Source organism: Microbulbifer maximicatervae (SeqCode), from assembly GCF_052467815.1.
Genome location: NZ_CP174326.1, coordinates 2,994,775 through 3,014,162, shown reverse-complemented (window position 1 = coordinate 3,014,162; position 19,388 = coordinate 2,994,775). Strand labels below are relative to the sequence as shown.

The following is a 19,388-nucleotide window of genomic DNA, read 5'->3' as shown; positions in this document are numbered from 1 at the left end:
AACTTCACACTTCACCCAAGCAAATAGCAGAAGTCGCTTTCACTAGAAAGCAAATATTTGCTAAAATTTTCGGTTATGTAAAAAATAATGTGGCGCATAAAAAATTATTTATTTTGCGCCGCTACTTATGGGCTGTTCCGTGATCAAATTAAATTTAGCATCTTGTTTTCTACTTTCGACCGCAGTACTCCTTTCTGTAAGCGCCAATTCCGGCCCCACTGCTACCGACCCTAAACCCACCTACCACACCACGCATGGACTTGGGCCAGACAAGTGGGCATCAGCATGGTTACTTTCACAGCATTTGGATCCCGGCAGCCGAATAATTATCCACCCCCTACATGGCGATACTTTTGAGCCAAAAAAATCAGCAAGTTTTGACTCCGAAGGTGCAACCTTTCATCGCACCCAGCACCAATCAACATTTGAAGTACTAGTAGAGTCCTTCGAAGTTTCAGATCCAAAGCTGGTAAAGCTAGCAAGCGTTATCAATGATATTGAAGTAAATCTATGGCGCCCCAATAGAAATCCGGAATCCATCGTCGTAGAAACTGCATTTAGGAAGCTGCAAAGAGATTATGGTGAGGAAAATATTACACTTGACTGCTACAGCCAGCTTTTTAGCAACATTTACGAGTGGATAGACAGTGATAGCCAAGAACAGGTTATAGCCAGCCAAACCAATCTAATACCAGATCAGCAATGCACAAAAAATACTAAAGTAGCTTTTAACAGTTCTACAAGGCTTGTACCTGAGATTAAAGCCTCGGAGCTATTCGATCACATAAGAAGCGGCAAGAACGTTGTCTTTGTTGACACTAGAGAAAGCAATGAATTTGCCGAGGCCCATATTCCAGGAGCTGTAAACATTCCCATACGCAGCTTAGGCAATCAGCTCCCCAAATCACTGGAGAGCGCCGACATCATTATAAGTTATTGCGTTAAAGACTTTAGGGGCTTTGAGATGGCTAAAATACTTCGCCGGCGGGGATTGCAGCAAACTGCCATACTCAATCCCTACGGCATAAGAGGTTGGATTGAAGCTGAGCTTCCCGTTGCTGGCACTAAAGCGCTGACCGAACAGCAAGCTAAGGCCAACTTAGAGCAATGCATTAACGACAAAGAATGCATTAAGAATATTTAATATTTGCACTCACTTATAAAAGCGACATCATGCAGCAAGCCAATACATCCACGGAAGCAACTTTTATTGCACCGATCACTCTTACAGCTTTTAAAGCTCTAGCACTATGCTTTACCCTAATAACACCAGTTGTACTCTGGAGTGATACGACTGGCAGTATTGCCGACTACTTTACTTATGAAATACCTAAGGGACAATTAGCCTACATACTCTCAAAACTATTCGGGCTTTACAGTATTTTCTTACTGTGGCTACAAGTATGCTTGGCACTAGCCAATCCACTAGCCTCCCGAAAAATAGTTACCAGAAAGGTGCATATCATTCTTGGAAGTATGGTTTGTGTTACCTTTCTTCTGCATGCAGGCTTATTTATTGCTGCCACATCTATTAGAACTGGACACTCTACACTCGGCAACCTAATACCTACTTTTTTTCATGGATTCTATAAAACCAGCGTTTCAATAGGAGCTATTGCATTTTGGGCGTTAATTGGGTCAGCCTTGGCTGGAACAATGCGCGCGAACCGAAAGCTCATTGCAATCTGGCTACACCGCCTCAGCTTACCGGGCCTAATTTTGGGTCTGTTACACAGTATTCTAATTGGCACTGAAGCTGGATCAGTCATGATCATCGCCACTTATTGCTTGATGATCTCCAGTGTCATAACTTTAGCTCTAGCTAACTACCTCAAGTATATGAGGGGCACCAAACCCAGCTAAAGATAATCCCTAGCTAATAATAAGCACAAATAGCTGCGGATATAACCGCAGCTATTTTCCTCCCGCTCTTTCATTTCTCCACTCCCACCTGTAACTTTGCGTTACCACCCTTCCTTTCTGTATGGTAATAGTCACTTCTCATATGGGAAATATCAATGACAAAGGAATTCTCTAAAGCCTGGCGGAGCCCAAGCCATAGTGGCGTAGAGCTTTTTCACGCCTACTTTCACAAGTTTTCCTTTGCCAAGCATTGGCACGATGAGCTTGCTATCGGGATCTTCCTCTCCGGTGTAGAGAAGCTCGATTATCGCGGGGAGACTGTAACCCTCCCCCAAGGAACCCTCGCTGCACTCAACCCAGGGGAAATTCACACCGGCTTTTCCGGCAGTGACTCCGGTTGGCACTACCGTATGTTTTACTTTGACACAGCTCTTATTGAGGAGACCCTTAGGGAGCACAGTCAAGTCAACCAAACACCCGTACCATTTCTAAAAGGGCCGCTACTGGATGACCCTGAGCTGTTTCAGCTACTTTACAAGCTGCATAGTAGTCTTGAAGTGAACACTCTATCCCTATCAACAGACACTTTACTTACCTTAGCAATCAGTCAACTTTTTGCTCGACATGGCGACCAAAAAATCTACCCAAAGTCATCGCCAAATAAGCGGGGCGCCTTGAGAGCCCGCGCTTACTTACAAGAAAACTGGCAGAGAAATGTGACTCTGGATGAGCTATGTCAAGTAACTGGCATGAATCGATATCAGCTTATCCGTAGTTTCAATACCCAATTTGGTGTTCCCCCCCACCAATTCCTAATACTCCTGAAAGCCCAAAAGGCCCGCACATTATTTCGCACAGGGGCTCAGATTGCAGATGTAGCTATCGATTGTGGGTTCTTTGACCAGAGCCATTTGAGCCGTAACTTCAAACGTGCATTCGGCATTACACCCGCTCGCTACCTAAAATCTGTGTAGCGCAATTTTGTACAAGAAACTCGCCCCCACTCCCCTTAACCTCATCTACCACCAAGAAAATAAAGTTCACCTTCAGGGAGTGTGCCTATATCTCTTGGTTACCTCACTGAATCAATACGAGTAATACATATGAGCTTAGAGTTTGTGTTGGCCTGGTTAGCAGTAATGTTCCCCCTAATTTTTAGCCCAGGCCCAGCCAATATCACTTTTGCTGCAGCTGGGGCTAGCTTGGGCATTCGCGGCTCCTTACCTTTGCTGGCGGGCATCGACATTGTGTTTCTAGTTAAGGCCTTATTAGTCGGCTTCGGATTTATGGGCTGGCTCATTCACTACCCTTTGGTAATGACCATCCTACAATGGACTGGCTCCATCTATTTAATTTACCTTGCTTACGTTTTCATACAACCCAGTAAAGCGCCTGGTGATACCACAATAAAATCAGTCAGTATTTGGCAGGGAATGTTTATTCAAAGCATGAACATTAAAGCTTGGATGATAGTAATTACCATGTTTTCCGTATTTGCACCAAAACAGGGGGAAGGTGCCGAGAGTAGTGTTATCACCTTAATTATTATGATTACTATACTTAACCTTATAACACACTTTTCATGGATCACTTTTGGCCGGACTTTATCAAAAGCACTTGCGAGTGATAAAAATAGAAGTTTACAAAATAAGTTTTTCGCGCTCAGCCTGCTTCTTGTTGCCGTGTGGTTGGCAGCTGATAATCCCGCCGCTATTAGCCTAACTGCAGGATAATTAGGGCGACTAACTCAAAGGTTTAATTTGTGAATTAGGCGACCACTGGTGGTACCCTGTACCAACAAGGAGAAAAGAACTACACCAAATACCATAGATTGAATTGTCCACCAATAGGGCAATTCAACCGGAAGAGAAAGCACCAAGGCGACCGCAATAACTCCTCGCAGCCCCCCCCAACTCATCAACAACCGCCAGGATTTAGGTATTGGAGGGCCAACAAAGCGAGTTAAAGGTGACACTAAGAATACGGATAATGCTCTGGCTCCTAGAGCGGCCGCTGTAGCAATAATCATTGCCAGCCACTGATGGCTAAACATTTCAAAGGTAATTACCAACCCCATGATTACAAAAATAATGCCGGTAAAAAATAATCCCATCCACTCCCAAGTTGGGCCTGCATGAACCAAATAGGTATCATTTTGCTTACTTAAACACCCTCGAGCAACAATTGCACATACCATTACCGAAATAATACCTGATACATGAAAAATACTCTCTGCCAGATAAAAACTCCCAAACGCAGCGATCACTAAAGTCATAAGTGCCGCACTAGAGGAGCGTAAAAATAATATGATTAGAGTGGTTATCAGGCCACATATAAGCCCAATAGCAACCCCCCCAAAAAATACCATACAAAAATATAGCGTTACGGAAGTTACACCCAACGATGGAGCTTCGGCCGCCATCGAAGAATTTTCAACGAGACCATAAGTCGCCAAGCCCAACACTAAGGAATAGAGAACTACCGCTGCGGCGTCATTGAAGAGGCTCTCTCCATCCACCAAAGTTAAGAGATCCTCTCCCGCTTTTTCCTGGCGCAACTTATTAACTACAGAAACTGGATCTGTAGCCGCTAAAATAGCTCCCGTTAACATAGCCGCCACCCAGGGAAAACCCTCTGGATGGCCGATACCGTAATAAGTAATTGTTGCGATAAGAACGGCACAAATCACCAAACCTACCGTAGAAAATAACAGTACAGGACCAATCCAGCGCTTTAAAATTTTTGGCTCCAATTGCCATGCAGACTCAAAAATTAACACCGGCAAGATAACAAAAAAAACCAACTCCCTGATACTGGTTGCGCGCAAACCTGTATCATAGTCAATTATGGGTAGCAATAAAGCTGCCAGCACTCCGGCAACAAGACAACCAAGCGTATTATCAATCCGCAATATTCTCGCGATACCCAAACCTATAACTGCAGCGACAGCAAGGTATAATCCTTGCCCTACAACAGTGACTACATCACTCACCGAGCCACTCCCTTTGCCAATATATCCAAGACTCAAATACAGCAACGCTCACGCTAAAATCCGACAACAAGCTCATCTGGAACTACCATCTACAATTAAATCATTTAAAGTGTTCCTGTAGCTCTCTAAGAAGCACTAAACAATCTATTGACTGGTTAATGAGACACAGCATTCAAAGACACATTTACTATTCGATAAGTCATACATGTCACTGCCAACATACAATGATCACCGTGCCAACATATAAACACACCATGCTAAATTTCAAAATATATTTTATACAGAACTTGTTTTGTACTAGTAGGGATCCACTATTCATACAAACTCCAAGCCTATCCAGTAAGGTTCAGTCGTTGCACTTTGGGGCCTAGCAACAAGCCGACTGCTTCAGTATAGGCATCCAAGATCATTCTCCTACGCTATGACTCATAAGTTTCTCATTCGCTCTTTAATAAAATCATTCCTAGCGTTTTTTCTGTCTATCAATCATTAAAGTCGCATAAGTAGCTACCATTGTCACCTATTCTTTCTAAGCAGCCATCGTCTACTCATAAGCCGATGACTGGAAAAATGTCCTGATATAACCATTTGCGATTAAATCTCTACTTCGTAATTCTATCCTTTATTACACCCAAAAACCTCCTAAGCCATTTATTATGGCATCCAAGTGTAATTATCCGACCTCTCCCCTTCTCGCAGAAAATATCGAGACCTGTCTACTGAATCAATGTTCATCGCCAAGCTGGTCACAATTATTACCAAACCACCAACTAGAGACCTCGCATAATCAGCCACTAAGCTAAAAAAATAAAATCTGCTCATCAAAAACAAATACTCTAGCCCTTAGAAAAGAGATCATGTAACACCTCCATATATCGACCTATGAACGCAACATTGTTTTTTAAAGTAGTTCCTGCAGCCATTTTTCTATATCGAAGATTGTGTAAACAGACTCTACCTTTTAGCTAATGGGATCTTTTTAGCCAGGGCAGAAAGCACCTGGTACTGCAGATCTTCTGCATGGTCTAGAAAATTAGCTAGGCTTACATCCTTTCACAGCGAGGACAGTCATTCAGTATAGACAATATTATGAATTAGCATATTAACATCCCATACCCTCACAACTAAACCCGCCCCGAAAGAAACCTCATTGATAAAATTTCAACTTGAAACCCTTTGCAACTTTACGCCCATCTGAGTTTTGCAATTTATATCACCTCTTTAAGCTCAATATTTAGCTTTTTATATAAAAGTTATTCGCACACAAAACAACAAAAGAATTAAATTTAAAATTACAGACACAATAACCACAACAAGACAATAGCTGCCATCCCCTGACAAATTAGAGGGCTAGAAAAATCAACTTTTCCATCTTGCTCAATCTTGCACTTCAGAAACGGTACTATTTATTATTTTTTTATATTCATCGACATAAAGGCTCACATTTTTCTTACTCATTAAGGGCTCACAATACCCTAACACAAAAACTCCATGGCGATATGTTGTATAAGTAACAATCATTAATGGACTTATACCATTATGCTGGGTAACCATTCCCCTCTCCAGCTCAAAGTAACGCATATTTTCAGCCACAAACCTCATACTCCCCAAGTTTGACAGGCAAATTCCTGACAAAAAAGTATCATGCTTTGCTGTAATTTCATGAGCCACCTGAATAATTTCTTCTATATTATACCCAGCACTCAGATTTTTGGTCAGAGGCAACTTTCCAATCATCACTGAGTCAATTTGAGATTGTAAATATTTAGCGATCTTGATAACTCCCATCGAGGTACTCTCTAGCGGTACATTTAAACTAACCGTTTGGGAGAATGAGCCAACAGACTCAAATGGAATCGGCGGAGTACAAAGCTGCCTCGCATCCAAGGCAATAATTATTTCTGACAAGTTTTTTTCAGTTTCTAAAACTCGCGCTGCCAATACTGCTACGGCACTATATAGTGCTGTTGGCTTTATAAGGTTATTCTTTGCAACCTTTATAATCCGGCCGACACTTTCCATTGGTACAGAGTAGGAGGTAGCACATGCTCTCCGCTCATGAACGCTTGCACTCTTTTCTGTTGCCCAAAAAAATCCGGCTTTATTCTTGTGTTGAAATTCTTCCTCACTAGAAAACCCTGCACTTCCAAGCCTATCAGCAATACTCTCCAATAATGGGAGTGATGGAACTCCAATAGGTTTTTTATGGGAGCATAGATAATTATCAAGGTCCAAAAAAAGCGTCACTATGGCTCTTCCATCAAGTGCGGCATGGATACTAGCAATAACAATCCATTCTACATCTCCCATTTGATTGGTGTACAAGGTAAGACTGTAAACGCATTTTTCACTATCTAAACAACTCATCCCATGAAACATAAATGCTTCTTCAAACTTTATCGCCTCTTCTAGCGGAATGATTTGATTCGGAATGTCACAAAAATCAACATCGCACACCCATCGTAGTCGCTGCCCCCTAGCTACTCGGGCACGCAAAAACGGGTGGCGCGAATGCAAGTAGCTAAAGCCTTGGCGTACATCCTCTACACTTAATGGCTCACAAACCCTAATAAATGAAATAAGCTGCAATCCACCTCGTGACTGCCTGGTCAACTCAATATATAGCGCTTCTTGCGGCCCCAACTCTCTGGAGTAATGCTCTCGACTCATATTTCACATAAAAGCAAATGGCCTATTTACTCATCTTAGACAAAAACAGGGACCAAAAAACATTATCTAAGTGATGCTCCTATAAAAACTCGCCGAAAAGGGTTCACATATCAAATTAGTGGCTATTGCTAGCCCGCCAGAAAAAGGAGATTAGAAATAGAAAAAGCAATGTTGCTATATATCAACCAGTTATTCAGCCGATTACCAATAGGTACAAATGCCTCACAGATCCTAAAGGCAAACAATATCGAACCCGCATAGAGCTGATGACACAAACAACAAAAAACACTAAGCTCAACTTAAACTAATAAAATACTATTGGCACTCCGAAAATTCACCCCATCAACAATCTACTTTTAACGCCAATTGGTACTGATATAGCTACATTCCGACAGTTGGATTTCATACTGAAGCATAACAAGGAGAAGACCATGAAGGACAAACTAAAAATACAAAAGGTTATAGATGAACTTTACAGCGGAATTTCTGGTCCTGCGGGATTTAAACGGGACTGGAAGAGGCAGGAATCATTATTTACTTCTGACGCAAAAATGATTCGTACATTTGTTGATAGCAATGGTATGCCTCAATCAACAATCCTAACCGTACAGGAATATCCCGAAAATTTTGAAAATCTGATTGCCGGCCGTCCGTTTTACGAGATAGAGATCCACAACATCATTGAGCGATTTGGGAATATTGCCCATGCCTTCAGCATCTATGAAGCCTGGTCCGATAAAGAAAGAACTCAGTTCATTAAAAGAGGAGTAAATAGTATTCAGCTCCTTAATGATGGCGAGTCATGGAAAGTAGTACACATGATTTGGGATGACGAAAGATCAGGTCTAACAATGGATTCAAAATACAATCCTGCAGCACTGCCTGAGTCCAGCTTATAAAAACAGGTAAACCCTGAGGGGCTCAGCCTCTCAGGGAACCGTATTCACACTATCCAGTTAAATCCACAAGGCCTTGCAATTCGTCAAAAGTACAGCGTAAACTGTACATTAATACAGTTATTGTTATCGCAATGTCAGATCACTCTCACAACAAATCAGCGCCATTGTATAGAGGCCGAGGAACTGCCAACAACCTCCCAGGGCGCTTTGCTAAGCAGTACAGCTCCAGTGAAAATGACGGCTGGCAAACGGAACCAGATGAGCCGGTGAGGTTAAAAACCTCCTCCATTGAAGAAAAATCGAAAACTATCATTTCAACCAATCAATCACCTGATATTCCGTTCTCTCAATCGATAAATCCCTACAGAGGCTGTGAACATGGCTGTATCTATTGCTACGCCCGTCCTGCCCACGCTTATATGGATTTGTCACCCGGCCTAGACTTTGAAACCAAGATTTTCTATAAGCCGAACGCAGCTGAACTGCTAGAGCGGGCTTTACGAAAGAAACGCTACCAGTGCAGCCCCATCGCACTGGGAGCCAATACCGACCCCTATCAACCCTTGGAGCGGGAAAAGCAGATAACTCAAGGCCTCCTAAAAATCATGCTGGAATTTCGCCATCCGGTCACCATTATCACCAAAAGCCAACTAATCTTGCGGGACCTCCCTATTCTGGCTGAAATGGCACAAGACAACCTAGTACAAGTCGCTATCAGCGTAACCACACTAGATAACGGCCTTAAGCGCAAGCTTGAACCAAGGACCGCTGGCCCTGCAGCTCGTCTGCGAACAATTGAACAGCTGAGTTCAGCGGGTATTCCTACTGCGGTGCTCGCTGCACCTATGATCCCCGCTCTCAATGACTGCGAACTGGAATCGATTCTTTCAGCTGCGCGGAAATCAGGGGCTGTAAGAGCCGCATATATCCTATTGCGTCTCCCCCATGAGGTTGCCCCTCTATTTCGGGAATGGTTAGAGGTACACTACCCAGAAAGGGCAAAGCATGTCATGAGCTTGGTACAGCAAAGCCGTGCAGGTAAGGACTATCAAAGTGAGTTTTCCCAAAGGCGCATTGGCACAGGAATATTTGCTCAACTACTCCAAAGACGCTTTCAGGTAGCAGTTAAGAAGCTGGGCTTGGATCATCGGCGCCTAACCTTGGATTGCTCCCAGTTCAAGCCGCCACCTCGCACTAATGAGCAGCAGGATTTATTCTCTTGAATCTATGGGCTATGTAAAAAAGAAGGAAGAGCTGGGCGTGAATTGGTTTCTCTATCTTGTTCGAACGGCCAGAGGAACACTCTATACCGGTATAACCAATGATTTGGAGAGGCGCTTTGCTGAGCACTGTAGTGATGGCCCAAAAGCGGCAAAAGCACTACGAGGCAAGGGGCCCCTTACGCTCGTGTTCTCTGTAGAGCTACCCGATAAATCAACCGCCTTGAAAATGGAGATAGCCATTAAGAAGTGGCCAAAATCAAAAAAGGAAAAACTAATACTTGGCTCTCATTCTCTACCAGAAACTTAGCTTGCAGAGAAACCTTTATCACTTTGGTATTAACAGCCACGCCTCTTCTCTAGCAGGAACCTTTCCTTTTAGCCCCCCGACAACGTCTCTTACCGTCAAAACCTGCAAGTCATAATCTGCATCATAATATTCATAAATCAAATGACTGCCGACAGAAAATGGAGGGCCTGGCATCCGGGCTTGTTCATATTGAAAGGATATTAAAAGTTGCGGTGCGACCTGGGTAATATCCAGTAAATGCCTGACATATCGCTCGCGAATATCTGTAGGTAAGGCTACCAGAGCAGCTCGGTCATAAATGGCTGCAACCGGCCCCAACTCTTCCCTACTCAGTTCAAAAATATTACCAACGAAAATATCAATATTTAAACTGGAGTAACACTTCAGGCTGCCAACTTCTCTTATTTTGGGTGCCACTGACATTTCAATAAATAGTTGCCTGACTGCGTCTTCACTAAGTTCACAGCCTACAACTGAGATATTCTGCTGCAGTAACCAAGCGATATCTTTGGTCTTTCCGCATAGCGGCAAGAAAATACGACCACTTGAAGACAAATCGAGCCTGGGAAAGAACTCTATCAGCAATGAATTTCCGGAAGTCTCATGAAAACCAATATCATTTCTTTCCCACTTATCATGCCAAAAATCTTCTTTCACACCTACCTCCCCATAATTCAAGCTGAAAAAATCGAAAAAACGAGTTACATCAAAGAAGAATTATTCTGTAGTATTTCTGTTCAATACTAAATTCGGGCTCATAGGGCTCAGTAAAGGCCAAAGCTATAACGAACACCATTGCCGTTGACACCACTATACGCTTTAACACCGGATAATATCTCTACACAAACTTATTTAGCACCTGATCATCTTTTTCGCGCAATACTCACTGCAGAAAATTTAGTAATCAACAAGTCCCCACTGTACTTTCCTGACGAGGCCAAAAAATATCGATCAGCCCGGCAAATACTGCCCCAATAGATACGGTAGCGATTAATTGAAAGTAGGTATCCAGTGTGACATCCAACTGAGCGAGAAACGCAATAAGGATGCCAATGGTATAGCTGGGAATATTCCGAACACCTGTCACCAACCCCATAGCCCAAACGCTGATAATGGAAAAAATCAATGCAATTGGTCCAATCAATATACTTGGATCAATCTGCCATTTGTAAGCTGCCGCTTGTGCCCCTAGACCCAATCCAAGTCCGGTCACTACACAAGCGAGGTTATAGGCACCGGCCCGCAAATCACGACCTCTGGAGTAATAAGCAACAACTCCCAGTACCGCTACCCAAATTGGCATCCCTCCCAGGTAACCCACCAATGCCGCGACTATAAGAACCGCTAGAATTGGCGACTTCAGTAACCTGGGGGAAAAGTTCTCACTGCGGGTTAAACTACCGAGCCATTTCATGATTTTCACTCCTTCGTAGGCATCCTTGCCTAAAACGTAAAACCCGCCAATTCAGTAAAAGGGTTTTCTTGTGTCACTCCGTGGTATGGGAGTCATTTTCAAGGAGTTTTCACCCGAGGCGATAGAAGGCTTCTTCCACATTCTTGCCTAATCTTGCAATCAATAGAAAACCTCGTTGCAGGACAAGCAGGTGTGCGCTCAGAAGTAAATACAATGAGTTCGGCACTTAAATCGAGCAGATTCTCAAGACCTTGTATCAGACCTGTATACTGTGTGCGGGAGCCGCATTCTAGAGGATTCTTGGCGAAGTTTTGTCACACGCCATTACAAGCATTACCAAGGAATTTCTGCTCCGTCATAGTTAAAAAATCGACCTGTTTTTGCCAAATTTGCAGCTAAAAGCAGCCTTTTTATTCCAGCAACACTTTCCTCAGCAGAAATAAGGGCTCCCGGGCCTCCCATAGCCGTTTTCACCCATCCCGGGTGTAAAGTGAGAACCGTGATTCCTCTAGGCTCTAAATCAATAGATAGACTCTTAACTACCTGATTAACGGCAGCTTTAGATGTTCGATAAATATACCCGCCACCAGAGCGATTATCGGCGATACTACCCACCTTACTACTCATGACCGCGATCAATTTGTGCTCACTAGCCGCAACGTTTTCGCAGAATGTTTCAGCCATCATATAGGGGGCAATAGTGTTGGACTCTAAGACTCGCCGCCACTCTCCACGATCAACAGACCCAAACCCTACTCCTTTGGGTCCGTAGTAGCCCGCATTGTTAAGCAATATGTCAATTGGCTCCCCCTGGAATGCCTTGCCCAGCGAGATCATCTGCTCATAGTCGGTTACATCTAAGCGTATCAACTGTATTGAGGAGGGGTAGCGCTGCTGAAGTACCTCAAGTTCCACTGCCTTTTCAGGCTCCCGGCAACAAGCCAGAACCTTCCAGCCGATCTCGGCAAACTGAGCACACATTTCGAGCCCAATTCCACGGTTACAACCGGTTATTAAAATCGTGCCGGACATTGGCGCTCCTTAGGTGTTATTCTTGCAAGAAAGCGATCATAGCAACTGTATAGCAATGTATTACACTCTTAGCGACATACTGTGGCTCTCCCTGTTCTTTTTGGTTCTCTGGTATATCTGGGCCAGTATGGCAGCTAAGGAACATGTCCGGCGAGCAGCCTCTGAACATTGCCGACAGCTCGGTGTTCAACTGCTAGATGACACCGTGCTTTTGGTGCGTACTCGAATCAGAAAAGATAAGAGAGGGTTTTTCAGTCTTCACCGCAGCTATAAGTTTGAGTTTACTTCTACAGGCGAACATCGTTACTCAGGCACTGCAGTGCTACATGCAAATCGCATCGAACAATTACAGCTTGCCCCCCATCACGTGAGTTAGAGGTATCTATGCAACGCGGCCTATATCGCCACTACAAAGGAAATCTTTACGAGGTTTTACATACAGCAAAACACAGTGAAACTGAAGAGGTAATGGTTGTCTATCGCGCCCTTTATGGGAGCTATGGTGTCTGGGTGCGGCCACAAAGTATGTTTAAAGAATCGGTTTCTAAAAATGGTACTTGCGTGCCATGCTTTGAATTGATTCAGGCATTTGATATTGCCGCCTAGGTGGGACTGACATATCAACTATTTTTTGGAGGTGCTATCGCCCCTCCAACCCCCTCCTCTTCTTGACTCTTACTTAAACTAAGTTAAAACGCGCAATTATCACAACCTTTATCCAATATTAATTTTTCAATATTTTTCAAATAAGTAAGTGTATTAAATGCTACAAAATAGACCTGTAGATTACTGACATTAATTAACCAAATTACTTTCCATTTCAGATTTAAAGGAATTGCACGTCAGATATTTCTTTGCTTTCCCACTTCAAAATATGCCCTTTCGCACATTCCCTCCAGCCTAATCTAGATTTCATTATTGCGACATAAATCGGTCAAGTCCGTGCAATAATCGATTTGTAACTTGTCGGCATGCGAGGCTTACCGATGAATTTGAAGAGTTTTGATGTGTCCGCCGTACTGTATATGGTTGAGCGGGCATCCCGCCCCAGCTCACGCCGGCGCTATTTATGGCTATCCAAATCTGGGGATGGATGGGCGGCCGGGGCACTTTTTTTCACTTATGTATGGCTTAATTCAGCCATTCAACTACTGTACCTGGCATGTACAGCCGTCGCTCTAGAACGCAGCCTGTACTGGGGAATAAAAAATACAACTCGTCGCCTTAGGCCGCCTCAGGCAATTCCCGGTATGCGTCCGGTAATTGTGGCGCATGATCGATTCAGTTTGCCATCAGGCCATACCTCATGCGCCTTTTTATTCATAACCGCAATGTCTATACAGGTAAGTCCCATGTGGAGTTTTGGTTATATCTGGGCCACAGGGGTGGGAGCTGCCAGGGTTGGCTTAGGGGTTCATTTTCCATCCGATATTTGTGCTGGTGCCATTTTGGGGACCAGCGTTAGCTTAATTGTGAGTGCCGCCTTTTTATGAAGATACTTTATGGCGTTCAATCCACGGGTAACGGACATATAAGTCGCTCCCGCGCGCTGGCCAAGCAATTCGAAAAGTATCCAAATCTCGAGGTCCAGTGGTTATTTTCAGGCCGTCCAAGAGAAAGCTTATTTGAGATGTCTTCTTTTGGAGACTATTGGTGGCGGGAGGGAATGACTTTTATCCACAGTCACGGCCGCTTGAATAGTTTCGCAACACTACGAAACATCAATGCAGTAAGATTCATCAAGGATACAAGAACACTGCCGGTTAATAATTTTGATTTAATTATCAGTGACTATGAACCTGTTACGGCCTGGGCAGCAAAATTTAAGAAAAAACGCAGCATCGGTATCGGCCATCAATACGCCTTTGAATTCCCGATCCCTGCACCTCGCAATAAGTGGGCATCCCGCACAGTACTAAAATCATTTGCCCCAACACAAGAGAGTATCGGTTTGCATTGGCACCACTTCGGCAACCCAATACTACCGCCAATCGTCCCTCAGAAACCTGAACTCTCCCAAGAATTGGGTGAACATATTCTAGTTTACTTGCCTTTCGAACAGCCTATTCCGATGCTGGACGAACTTTCCAGGCTGCCCTATCGGTTTATCGTCTACGGTATACCCCACAATTTACCTACCTCTAGTAATATTCAAGTTAAGGCCCCCTCAATTAATGGTTTTCAAAAGGATCTGGCAACCTCTAAAGCAGTAATCTGCAATAGCGGATTTGAATTATTGGCTGAAACCCTGGCTCTGGGAAAACCCATTCTCAGTAGGCCTCTCGCCAATCAATTTGAGCAGGAAGCCAATGCCAAAGCGCTCGATCAGCTCAAACTGGCCACAATCGTAAAACAGATAAATGCCTATACGATCGACAAGTGGCTAACCAACTGCCCCCCTCCACTTCGGATAGTATGGCCTGATGTAGCTCAAGCACTGGGCAACTGGATTGCTTCCGGGTGCCGACAAAGCTCAACTGAACTATCCTCCCAACTGTGGCGCAAGGTGGTTCCAAAGCCCGTTGCAGAAGCAGCACCAGTATTTCAAAGAATATCCGAGTAAAAGCACTCTAATAATCGCCAAGTCTATTCATAGAATCAGTCATTGCCCAGTGCACCCTCTCCACGTTTACATATACACTTGAATCGTAGTGTTCCAGCATAAAAATATTCAATGGAAAACTACCTGGAAATTAAACGGATTACCCAAAAAGAATAATGTAAGAGGTAAACATGGCCCATCAGCTGCTCAACGAGCGTGAAATCGATTTTTTGCTTTACGAATTTTTAGATACCGAGGCCCTAATCAATCGCCCTCGGTACAGTGAGCATTCCCGTGAAATTTTTGATGCAACACTGAATACTGCACATACCATTGCAGAAAAGTTTTTCGCTAATCACAACGCCAAAGGCGATGAGATTGAACCGAGCTTTGATGGTGAAAACGTCAGCGTTATCGAAGAAACCAAACAGTCCTGGGATGCTTTTGCCTCTGCAGGATTTCTTGCCGCTCACTGTGATGCTGAGGAAGGCGGGCTGCAATTGCCAGAAGTTATTCTGCGCACAGCACTCGCTTATATGGCTGCAGCAAACGTTGCCAGTGCTAGCTACCCATTCTTGACCATTGGCGCGGCCAATTTGGTGCGCACTTTCGCCAGCGAGTCGCTTAAAAAACAATTCCTTCCACAAATGTTGGACGGGCGTTTTGCCGGGACTATGGCACTAACTGAACCGGATCAGGGCTCCGCGCTGTCAGACATTCGCACTAGCGCCCTACCAGAAGAAGACGGCAGCTACCGCATTCACGGGCAGAAAATGTATATTTCTGGTGGCGATCAAAACCTCACTGAGAATATCGTTCACCTGGTTCTGGCAAAAATTAAAGGCGCACCCGCAGGTGTGAAGGGAATATCACTTTTTTTGGTTCCCAAATTCCTTCTGGACGAGCAGGAGAAACCGGTAAAACGCAATGATGTAAAACTCGCAGGCCTGCTACATAAAATGGGCTACCGTAATACCACATCAACGGTTTTGAGCTTTGGTGAGGATGGTGGCGCTGTAGGCTACCTGATCGGTGAACCCCATCAGGGCCTGAAGTATATGTTCCAGATGATGAATGAGGCTCGTATCAGTGTGGGAGCTGGCGCTTCTGTACTTGGATACCAGGGTTACACTTACTCCCTTGAGTACGCCAAGGGCCGCCCACAAGGGCGCATGCCCTCCAATCGAGATCCTGAATCCAAACAGGTCCCTATCGTCCAGCATACCGATGTTCGCCGTATGCTACTAATGCAAAAGGCCTATGCTGAAGGTGGCTTAAGCTTGAGTGTTTATGCCACTTCACTTTACGAGGATGAGCATACAGCCCCTACAGAAGAGCAGCGCAACAATGCTGCAACACTGCTCGATCTACTAACTCCCGTAGTAAAATCCTGGCCCTCCAAGTACTGCCTAAAAGCTAATGAATTGGCGATTCAGGTTTTGGGGGGAGCGGGTTATATTCGTGAATACCCGGTAGAGCAGTTGTATCGAGACAATCGCCTTAACGCAATTCACGAAGGTACAGAAGGCATCCATGCCCTGGATTTACTGGCCCGGAAAGTACCGTCAAAAAATCTTGCTGGCTACCAACTGTTACAGGCAGAGATCCGCAATACGATTATGCAGGCCAGGGATAAACCTAAGCTCGAATCTATGGCCAAAATGATGGAAGAAGCCCTGGAAAAGTTGGATGAGACAAGTTTTGCATTATTCTCCCAGCTTCAGGAAGATGTGGATCGCGGCCTGGGTAATGCCACCCTATACCTGGATTTATTTGGCTGTACCGTAGTCGCCTGGTTGTGGCTACAGCAGGCAGTTATCGCAGAAAAAGCACTGGAAAAGAATCCTAACAGTGAAGCTCAGGATTTTTACCTGGGCAAATTACACACTGCAAAATACTATTTTGAATGGGAGCTGCCAAAAACAGAGACAGCTATCGCACTGCTGAAATCAGGCAATAGCGTTCCTTTCGACATGCAGGAAAATTGGTTCTAGTTAAACGACTTGTCGAGCAAAACGGAAATTACAGTTGTACCGTAATTTCCGTACCTCCCTGAGGAAGGGGGGCTGCATTTATTTGCCCTTCATAGCTCTCAACAATATCCACTACCACGGCAAGTCCAATACCCTGCCCAGGTTGCTGTTCATCAGCGCGAACGCCCCGCTGGGTAACCGCTTGCCATTTCTCACTGTCCAGCCCTGGGCCATTGTCTTTAACCCGAATAGACAGTTTGCGAGTATCCTCCATATTCTCAACAGCAATCGATAATTTCCCGTCACCATATTTATAAGCGTTATCCAGCAAGTTACCCAGGACTTCCATCAGGTCACCTTCGTCACCATAAAACAAGGCGTTTTCAGCACAGGAACTTTCGACATCACACGGCTTACTGCGATACACCTTTTCAAGCGCATCCAGTATTTTATGAAGCAGTGGCGCGACCGGTGTCCCCCGTATAATGGATTTCGGCGAACTGGTTACTGCCCGCTGCAGTTGATAGCTGATAATACTGTCCATCCGCTGCACCTGATCCGTTAGCGTCTTGCCGGCAGTTGTTGAATCTCCAGAAAATTTGAGACCTTTCAATACCGCTAATGGCGTCTTCAGGCTGTGGGCCAGGTCAGCTAATGTATGCCGGGTTTTCTCTCTCTGGCGGCGCTCATTTTCAATCAACAGATTTAAGTTATCTGTCAGTGGGCGCAGCTCCCGAGGAAAATTACCCTCCAATCGATCAGCACCCCCACGCTGTATTTCCTGAAGCGCATTAGCCAGGGCTGTCAGCGGGGCAAACCCCCAGCGCAGAACCAACCACTGTGCAAGGATTAATAACAATGCTCCCAACCCCAACCAGTGCCACATGGTTGAGCGAAACTGCCCCACTTGAGCCTGTAGCGGGGCCGCATCCTCGAGCACTGCAAAGGTAAACAAATTTTCATCTTCCAGCCCCCAGGCAACCCCTTGGCGGAAACTGCTATAACTTCCCTCTTCTCCCGGAACCGATACCTGCGAATAGGACTCCTGCCCCTGGGAAAGCGGATAGAACTCCAGCTGCGGCATTGCCAGGGCTGACTCCGAACGCCAGATAATCTCACCCTCCCGATCAATAACAGCGCCCACCAAGCCGGAATCAGGCTGGTTGAAGCGTTGTTCGGGCAAACTCGGGGGCAGAATCAGGGTTTTACCTTCCGGCTCAGCAACCGCCAGCAGGGTGTAAATGTAAACCTGCAGCTCCCGCTGCTTGGCTTCATTCAGGGACGTGCGATAGGCGTGCTCGAGGACTCCAGAGATAAGAAGAATAAAGCCGACCAGCACAAGACTGGTAACCAGGGCCAGACGCCCCTTTAAGGAACCCAGAATATAGGAGAGCAGGGGGAAATTGATGGATCTCACTGCGGAATCACAAAGCGATAGCCGCGCCCGCGCAGAGTCTCGATAGGCTTAAGCTTGGCTGCCGCATCAATTTTTTTCCGCAGGCGTCCAATAAAAACCTCTATCACATTACTGTCCCGGTCACAGTCCTGTTCATAGATATGTTCTGTCAGGGTGGTTTTTGACACCACCTCATCCGGATGTAGCATCAGGTATTCAAGTACCTTGTACTCAAACGAAGTCAGGTCCAATTCAACTTCATCCACACTAACCCGTTGAGCACTGGTATCCAGAACGATAGGTCCGGCTTTAATCGTCGGCGATGAGAAACCTGCGGAACGGCGCACCAGGGCATTCAACCGTGCGAGCAGTTCTTCAGTATGGAAGGGTTTGACCAGGTAATCGTCCCCGCCAGCTTCCAGGCCGGAGACCCTTTCCTGCCAGTGTCCCCGAGCCGTTAAAATCAGGATAGGAAAATGCTTCTCTTCACGGCGCAGTGTTTCAATAACCTGGATACCATCAATTTTGGGTAAACCCAGGTCCATTACTGCAACGTCGTAGGGATATTCCCTTCCCAGATAAAGTGCCTCTTCTCCATCAGGGGCTTCGTCAACGGTGTACCCGGCCGTGCGCAGGGACTCTGCCAGCTGCTGCCGCAGTAATGCTTCATCTTCAACTAATAGTGCGCGCATAGTAATTACCTTATTGCGGCTCGCAATTATTCTGCTAGCGGGATATACGGCCGCTCTGTTTATCGACAAACACCACATAAACCTGGCTTTTGGCCGACAGTCCTTTCACCCGATACACGGCTCGCCCCTGTTTCTTGGTCTCAGAAATGGCGAGAATTTTTCCACCAAAGCGTTGTTTTACGATTGAAGCAGCCCGATCCCTTGAGATTTCTCCCCCTTGCACACGAAGAAAGTGGGGCTGGAAACTCTCCCGCTCATAAGCGGGGTAGCTGTGTACCGTGGCACTGCAGAGCGCCGGCAAAAACACAGCGGTAAAAGCAATAAAGCCAAGTAAGGTACGATTCAGTTTCACGGTGCGGCTCCTGTGGATATCCAATTTTCCACC

General features: G+C 45.2%; 20 protein-coding genes. 12 read left to right on the top strand and 8 right to left on the bottom strand.

Annotated elements, in window-relative coordinates; genetic code table 11:
* The first annotated feature begins 139 nt into the window (after positions 1–139).
* From ACJJIW_RS13140 to ACJJIW_RS13125, 4 genes are all read left to right on the top strand, one after another.
* Positions 140–1,144 (top strand): chromate resistance protein ChrB domain-containing protein, encoded by a 1,005-nt coding sequence (locus tag ACJJIW_RS13140; protein ID WP_444935403.1) that lies wholly within the window; start codon positions 140–142, stop codon positions 1,142–1,144.
* 29 nt (positions 1,145–1,173) lie between these two features.
* Entirely contained in the window at positions 1,174–1,863 is a 690-nt protein-coding gene (locus ACJJIW_RS13135) for a hypothetical protein (protein ID WP_282931914.1), read from the top strand.
* 155 nt (positions 1,864–2,018) lie between these two features.
* Positions 2,019–2,837, top strand: a complete 819-nt coding sequence (locus ACJJIW_RS13130; RefSeq protein ID WP_444935402.1) for an AraC family ligand binding domain-containing protein — start codon at positions 2,019–2,021, stop codon at positions 2,835–2,837.
* 129 nt (positions 2,838–2,966) lie between these two features.
* On the top strand, positions 2,967–3,596 hold the full coding sequence (locus tag ACJJIW_RS13125; protein WP_282931912.1) for a LysE family translocator: 630 nt from the start codon (positions 2,967–2,969) through the stop codon (positions 3,594–3,596).
* 14 nt (positions 3,597–3,610) lie between these two features.
* On the opposite strand, the gene ACJJIW_RS13120 is transcribed toward ACJJIW_RS13125, so the two are convergent.
* Both ACJJIW_RS13120 and ACJJIW_RS13115 read right to left on the bottom strand, forming a co-directional pair.
* A complete protein-coding gene (locus ACJJIW_RS13120; RefSeq protein WP_444935401.1) occupies positions 3,611–4,855 on the bottom strand; it encodes a cation:proton antiporter in 1,245 nt (414 codons plus the stop codon).
* 1,377 nt (positions 4,856–6,232) lie between these two features.
* Positions 6,233–7,525 (bottom strand): hypothetical protein, encoded by a 1,293-nt coding sequence (locus ACJJIW_RS13115; RefSeq protein WP_444894502.1) that lies wholly within the window; start codon positions 7,523–7,525, stop codon positions 6,233–6,235.
* A 431-nt stretch (positions 7,526–7,956) separates the two neighbouring features.
* On the opposite strand from ACJJIW_RS13115, the gene ACJJIW_RS13110 reads away from it, so the two are divergent.
* The 3 genes from ACJJIW_RS13110 (at position 7,957) to ACJJIW_RS13100 (ending at position 9,954) form a co-directional block, all read left to right on the top strand.
* The gene (locus tag ACJJIW_RS13110; protein WP_282931909.1) at positions 7,957–8,424 is read left to right on the top strand and encodes a hypothetical protein; all 468 of its coding nucleotides are present in this window, start codon (positions 7,957–7,959) and stop codon (positions 8,422–8,424) included.
* Positions 8,425–8,555: 131 nt separating this feature from the next.
* Positions 8,556–9,647, top strand: coding sequence for a PA0069 family radical SAM protein (locus ACJJIW_RS13105; protein WP_444935400.1), 1,092 nt, complete (start codon positions 8,556–8,558; stop codon positions 9,645–9,647).
* Positions 9,622–9,954 (top strand): GIY-YIG nuclease family protein, encoded by a 333-nt coding sequence (locus ACJJIW_RS13100; RefSeq protein WP_282931907.1) that lies wholly within the window; start codon positions 9,622–9,624, stop codon positions 9,952–9,954. The genes ACJJIW_RS13105 and ACJJIW_RS13100 overlap by 26 nt, the downstream gene beginning before the upstream one ends.
* A gap of 18 nt (positions 9,955–9,972) precedes the next feature.
* Here ACJJIW_RS13100 and tmpT read toward each other — a convergent pair whose 3' ends face one another.
* The 3 genes from tmpT to ACJJIW_RS13085 form a co-directional block, all read right to left on the bottom strand.
* A complete protein-coding gene (tmpT, locus tag ACJJIW_RS13095) occupies positions 9,973–10,611 on the bottom strand; it encodes a thiopurine S-methyltransferase (RefSeq protein ID WP_282931906.1) in 639 nt (212 codons plus the stop codon).
* Positions 10,612–10,858: 247 nt separating this feature from the next.
* A complete protein-coding gene (locus tag ACJJIW_RS13090) occupies positions 10,859–11,368 on the bottom strand; it encodes a DUF1097 domain-containing protein (protein ID WP_282931905.1) in 510 nt (169 codons plus the stop codon).
* A 333-nt stretch (positions 11,369–11,701) separates the two neighbouring features.
* Positions 11,702–12,400 (bottom strand): SDR family oxidoreductase, encoded by a 699-nt coding sequence (locus ACJJIW_RS13085; RefSeq protein WP_282931904.1) that lies wholly within the window; start codon positions 12,398–12,400, stop codon positions 11,702–11,704.
* A gap of 13 nt (positions 12,401–12,413) precedes the next feature.
* On the opposite strand from ACJJIW_RS13085, the gene ACJJIW_RS13080 reads away from it, so the two are divergent.
* The 5 genes from ACJJIW_RS13080 (at position 12,414) to ACJJIW_RS13060 (ending at position 16,936) form a co-directional block, all read left to right on the top strand.
* Positions 12,414–12,776, top strand: a complete 363-nt coding sequence (locus ACJJIW_RS13080) for a DUF3301 domain-containing protein (protein WP_444894505.1) — start codon at positions 12,414–12,416, stop codon at positions 12,774–12,776.
* A gap of 8 nt (positions 12,777–12,784) precedes the next feature.
* Positions 12,785–13,006, top strand: a complete 222-nt coding sequence (locus ACJJIW_RS13075) for a DUF1653 domain-containing protein (RefSeq protein WP_444935399.1) — start codon at positions 12,785–12,787, stop codon at positions 13,004–13,006.
* Positions 13,007–13,407: 401 nt separating this feature from the next.
* Entirely contained in the window at positions 13,408–13,893 is a 486-nt protein-coding gene (locus ACJJIW_RS13070) for a phosphatase PAP2 family protein (protein WP_444894507.1), read from the top strand.
* Complete coding sequence (locus ACJJIW_RS13065) at positions 13,890–14,963, top strand: MJ1255/VC2487 family glycosyltransferase (protein WP_282931900.1); 1,074 nt, start codon at positions 13,890–13,892, stop codon at positions 14,961–14,963. Before ACJJIW_RS13070 ends, ACJJIW_RS13065 begins: the two co-directional genes overlap by 4 nt.
* A gap of 170 nt (positions 14,964–15,133) precedes the next feature.
* Entirely contained in the window at positions 15,134–16,936 is a 1,803-nt protein-coding gene (locus ACJJIW_RS13060) for an acyl-CoA dehydrogenase (protein ID WP_282931899.1), read from the top strand.
* 28 nt (positions 16,937–16,964) lie between these two features.
* On the opposite strand, the gene ACJJIW_RS13055 is transcribed toward ACJJIW_RS13060, so the two are convergent.
* Genes ACJJIW_RS13055 through ACJJIW_RS13045 form a run of 3 tightly spaced genes read right to left on the bottom strand, consistent with a single transcriptional unit; the run spans position 16,965 to position 19,355 of the window.
* A complete protein-coding gene (locus tag ACJJIW_RS13055; protein ID WP_282931898.1) occupies positions 16,965–18,332 on the bottom strand; it encodes an ATP-binding protein in 1,368 nt (455 codons plus the stop codon).
* Entirely contained in the window at positions 18,329–19,003 is a 675-nt protein-coding gene (locus tag ACJJIW_RS13050; RefSeq protein ID WP_282931897.1) for a response regulator transcription factor, read from the bottom strand. The genes ACJJIW_RS13055 and ACJJIW_RS13050 overlap by 4 nt, the downstream gene beginning before the upstream one ends.
* A 34-nt stretch (positions 19,004–19,037) precedes the next feature.
* Entirely contained in the window at positions 19,038–19,355 is a 318-nt protein-coding gene (locus ACJJIW_RS13045) for a PepSY domain-containing protein (protein ID WP_282931896.1), read from the bottom strand.
* Positions 19,356–19,388: the final 33 nt, after the last annotated feature.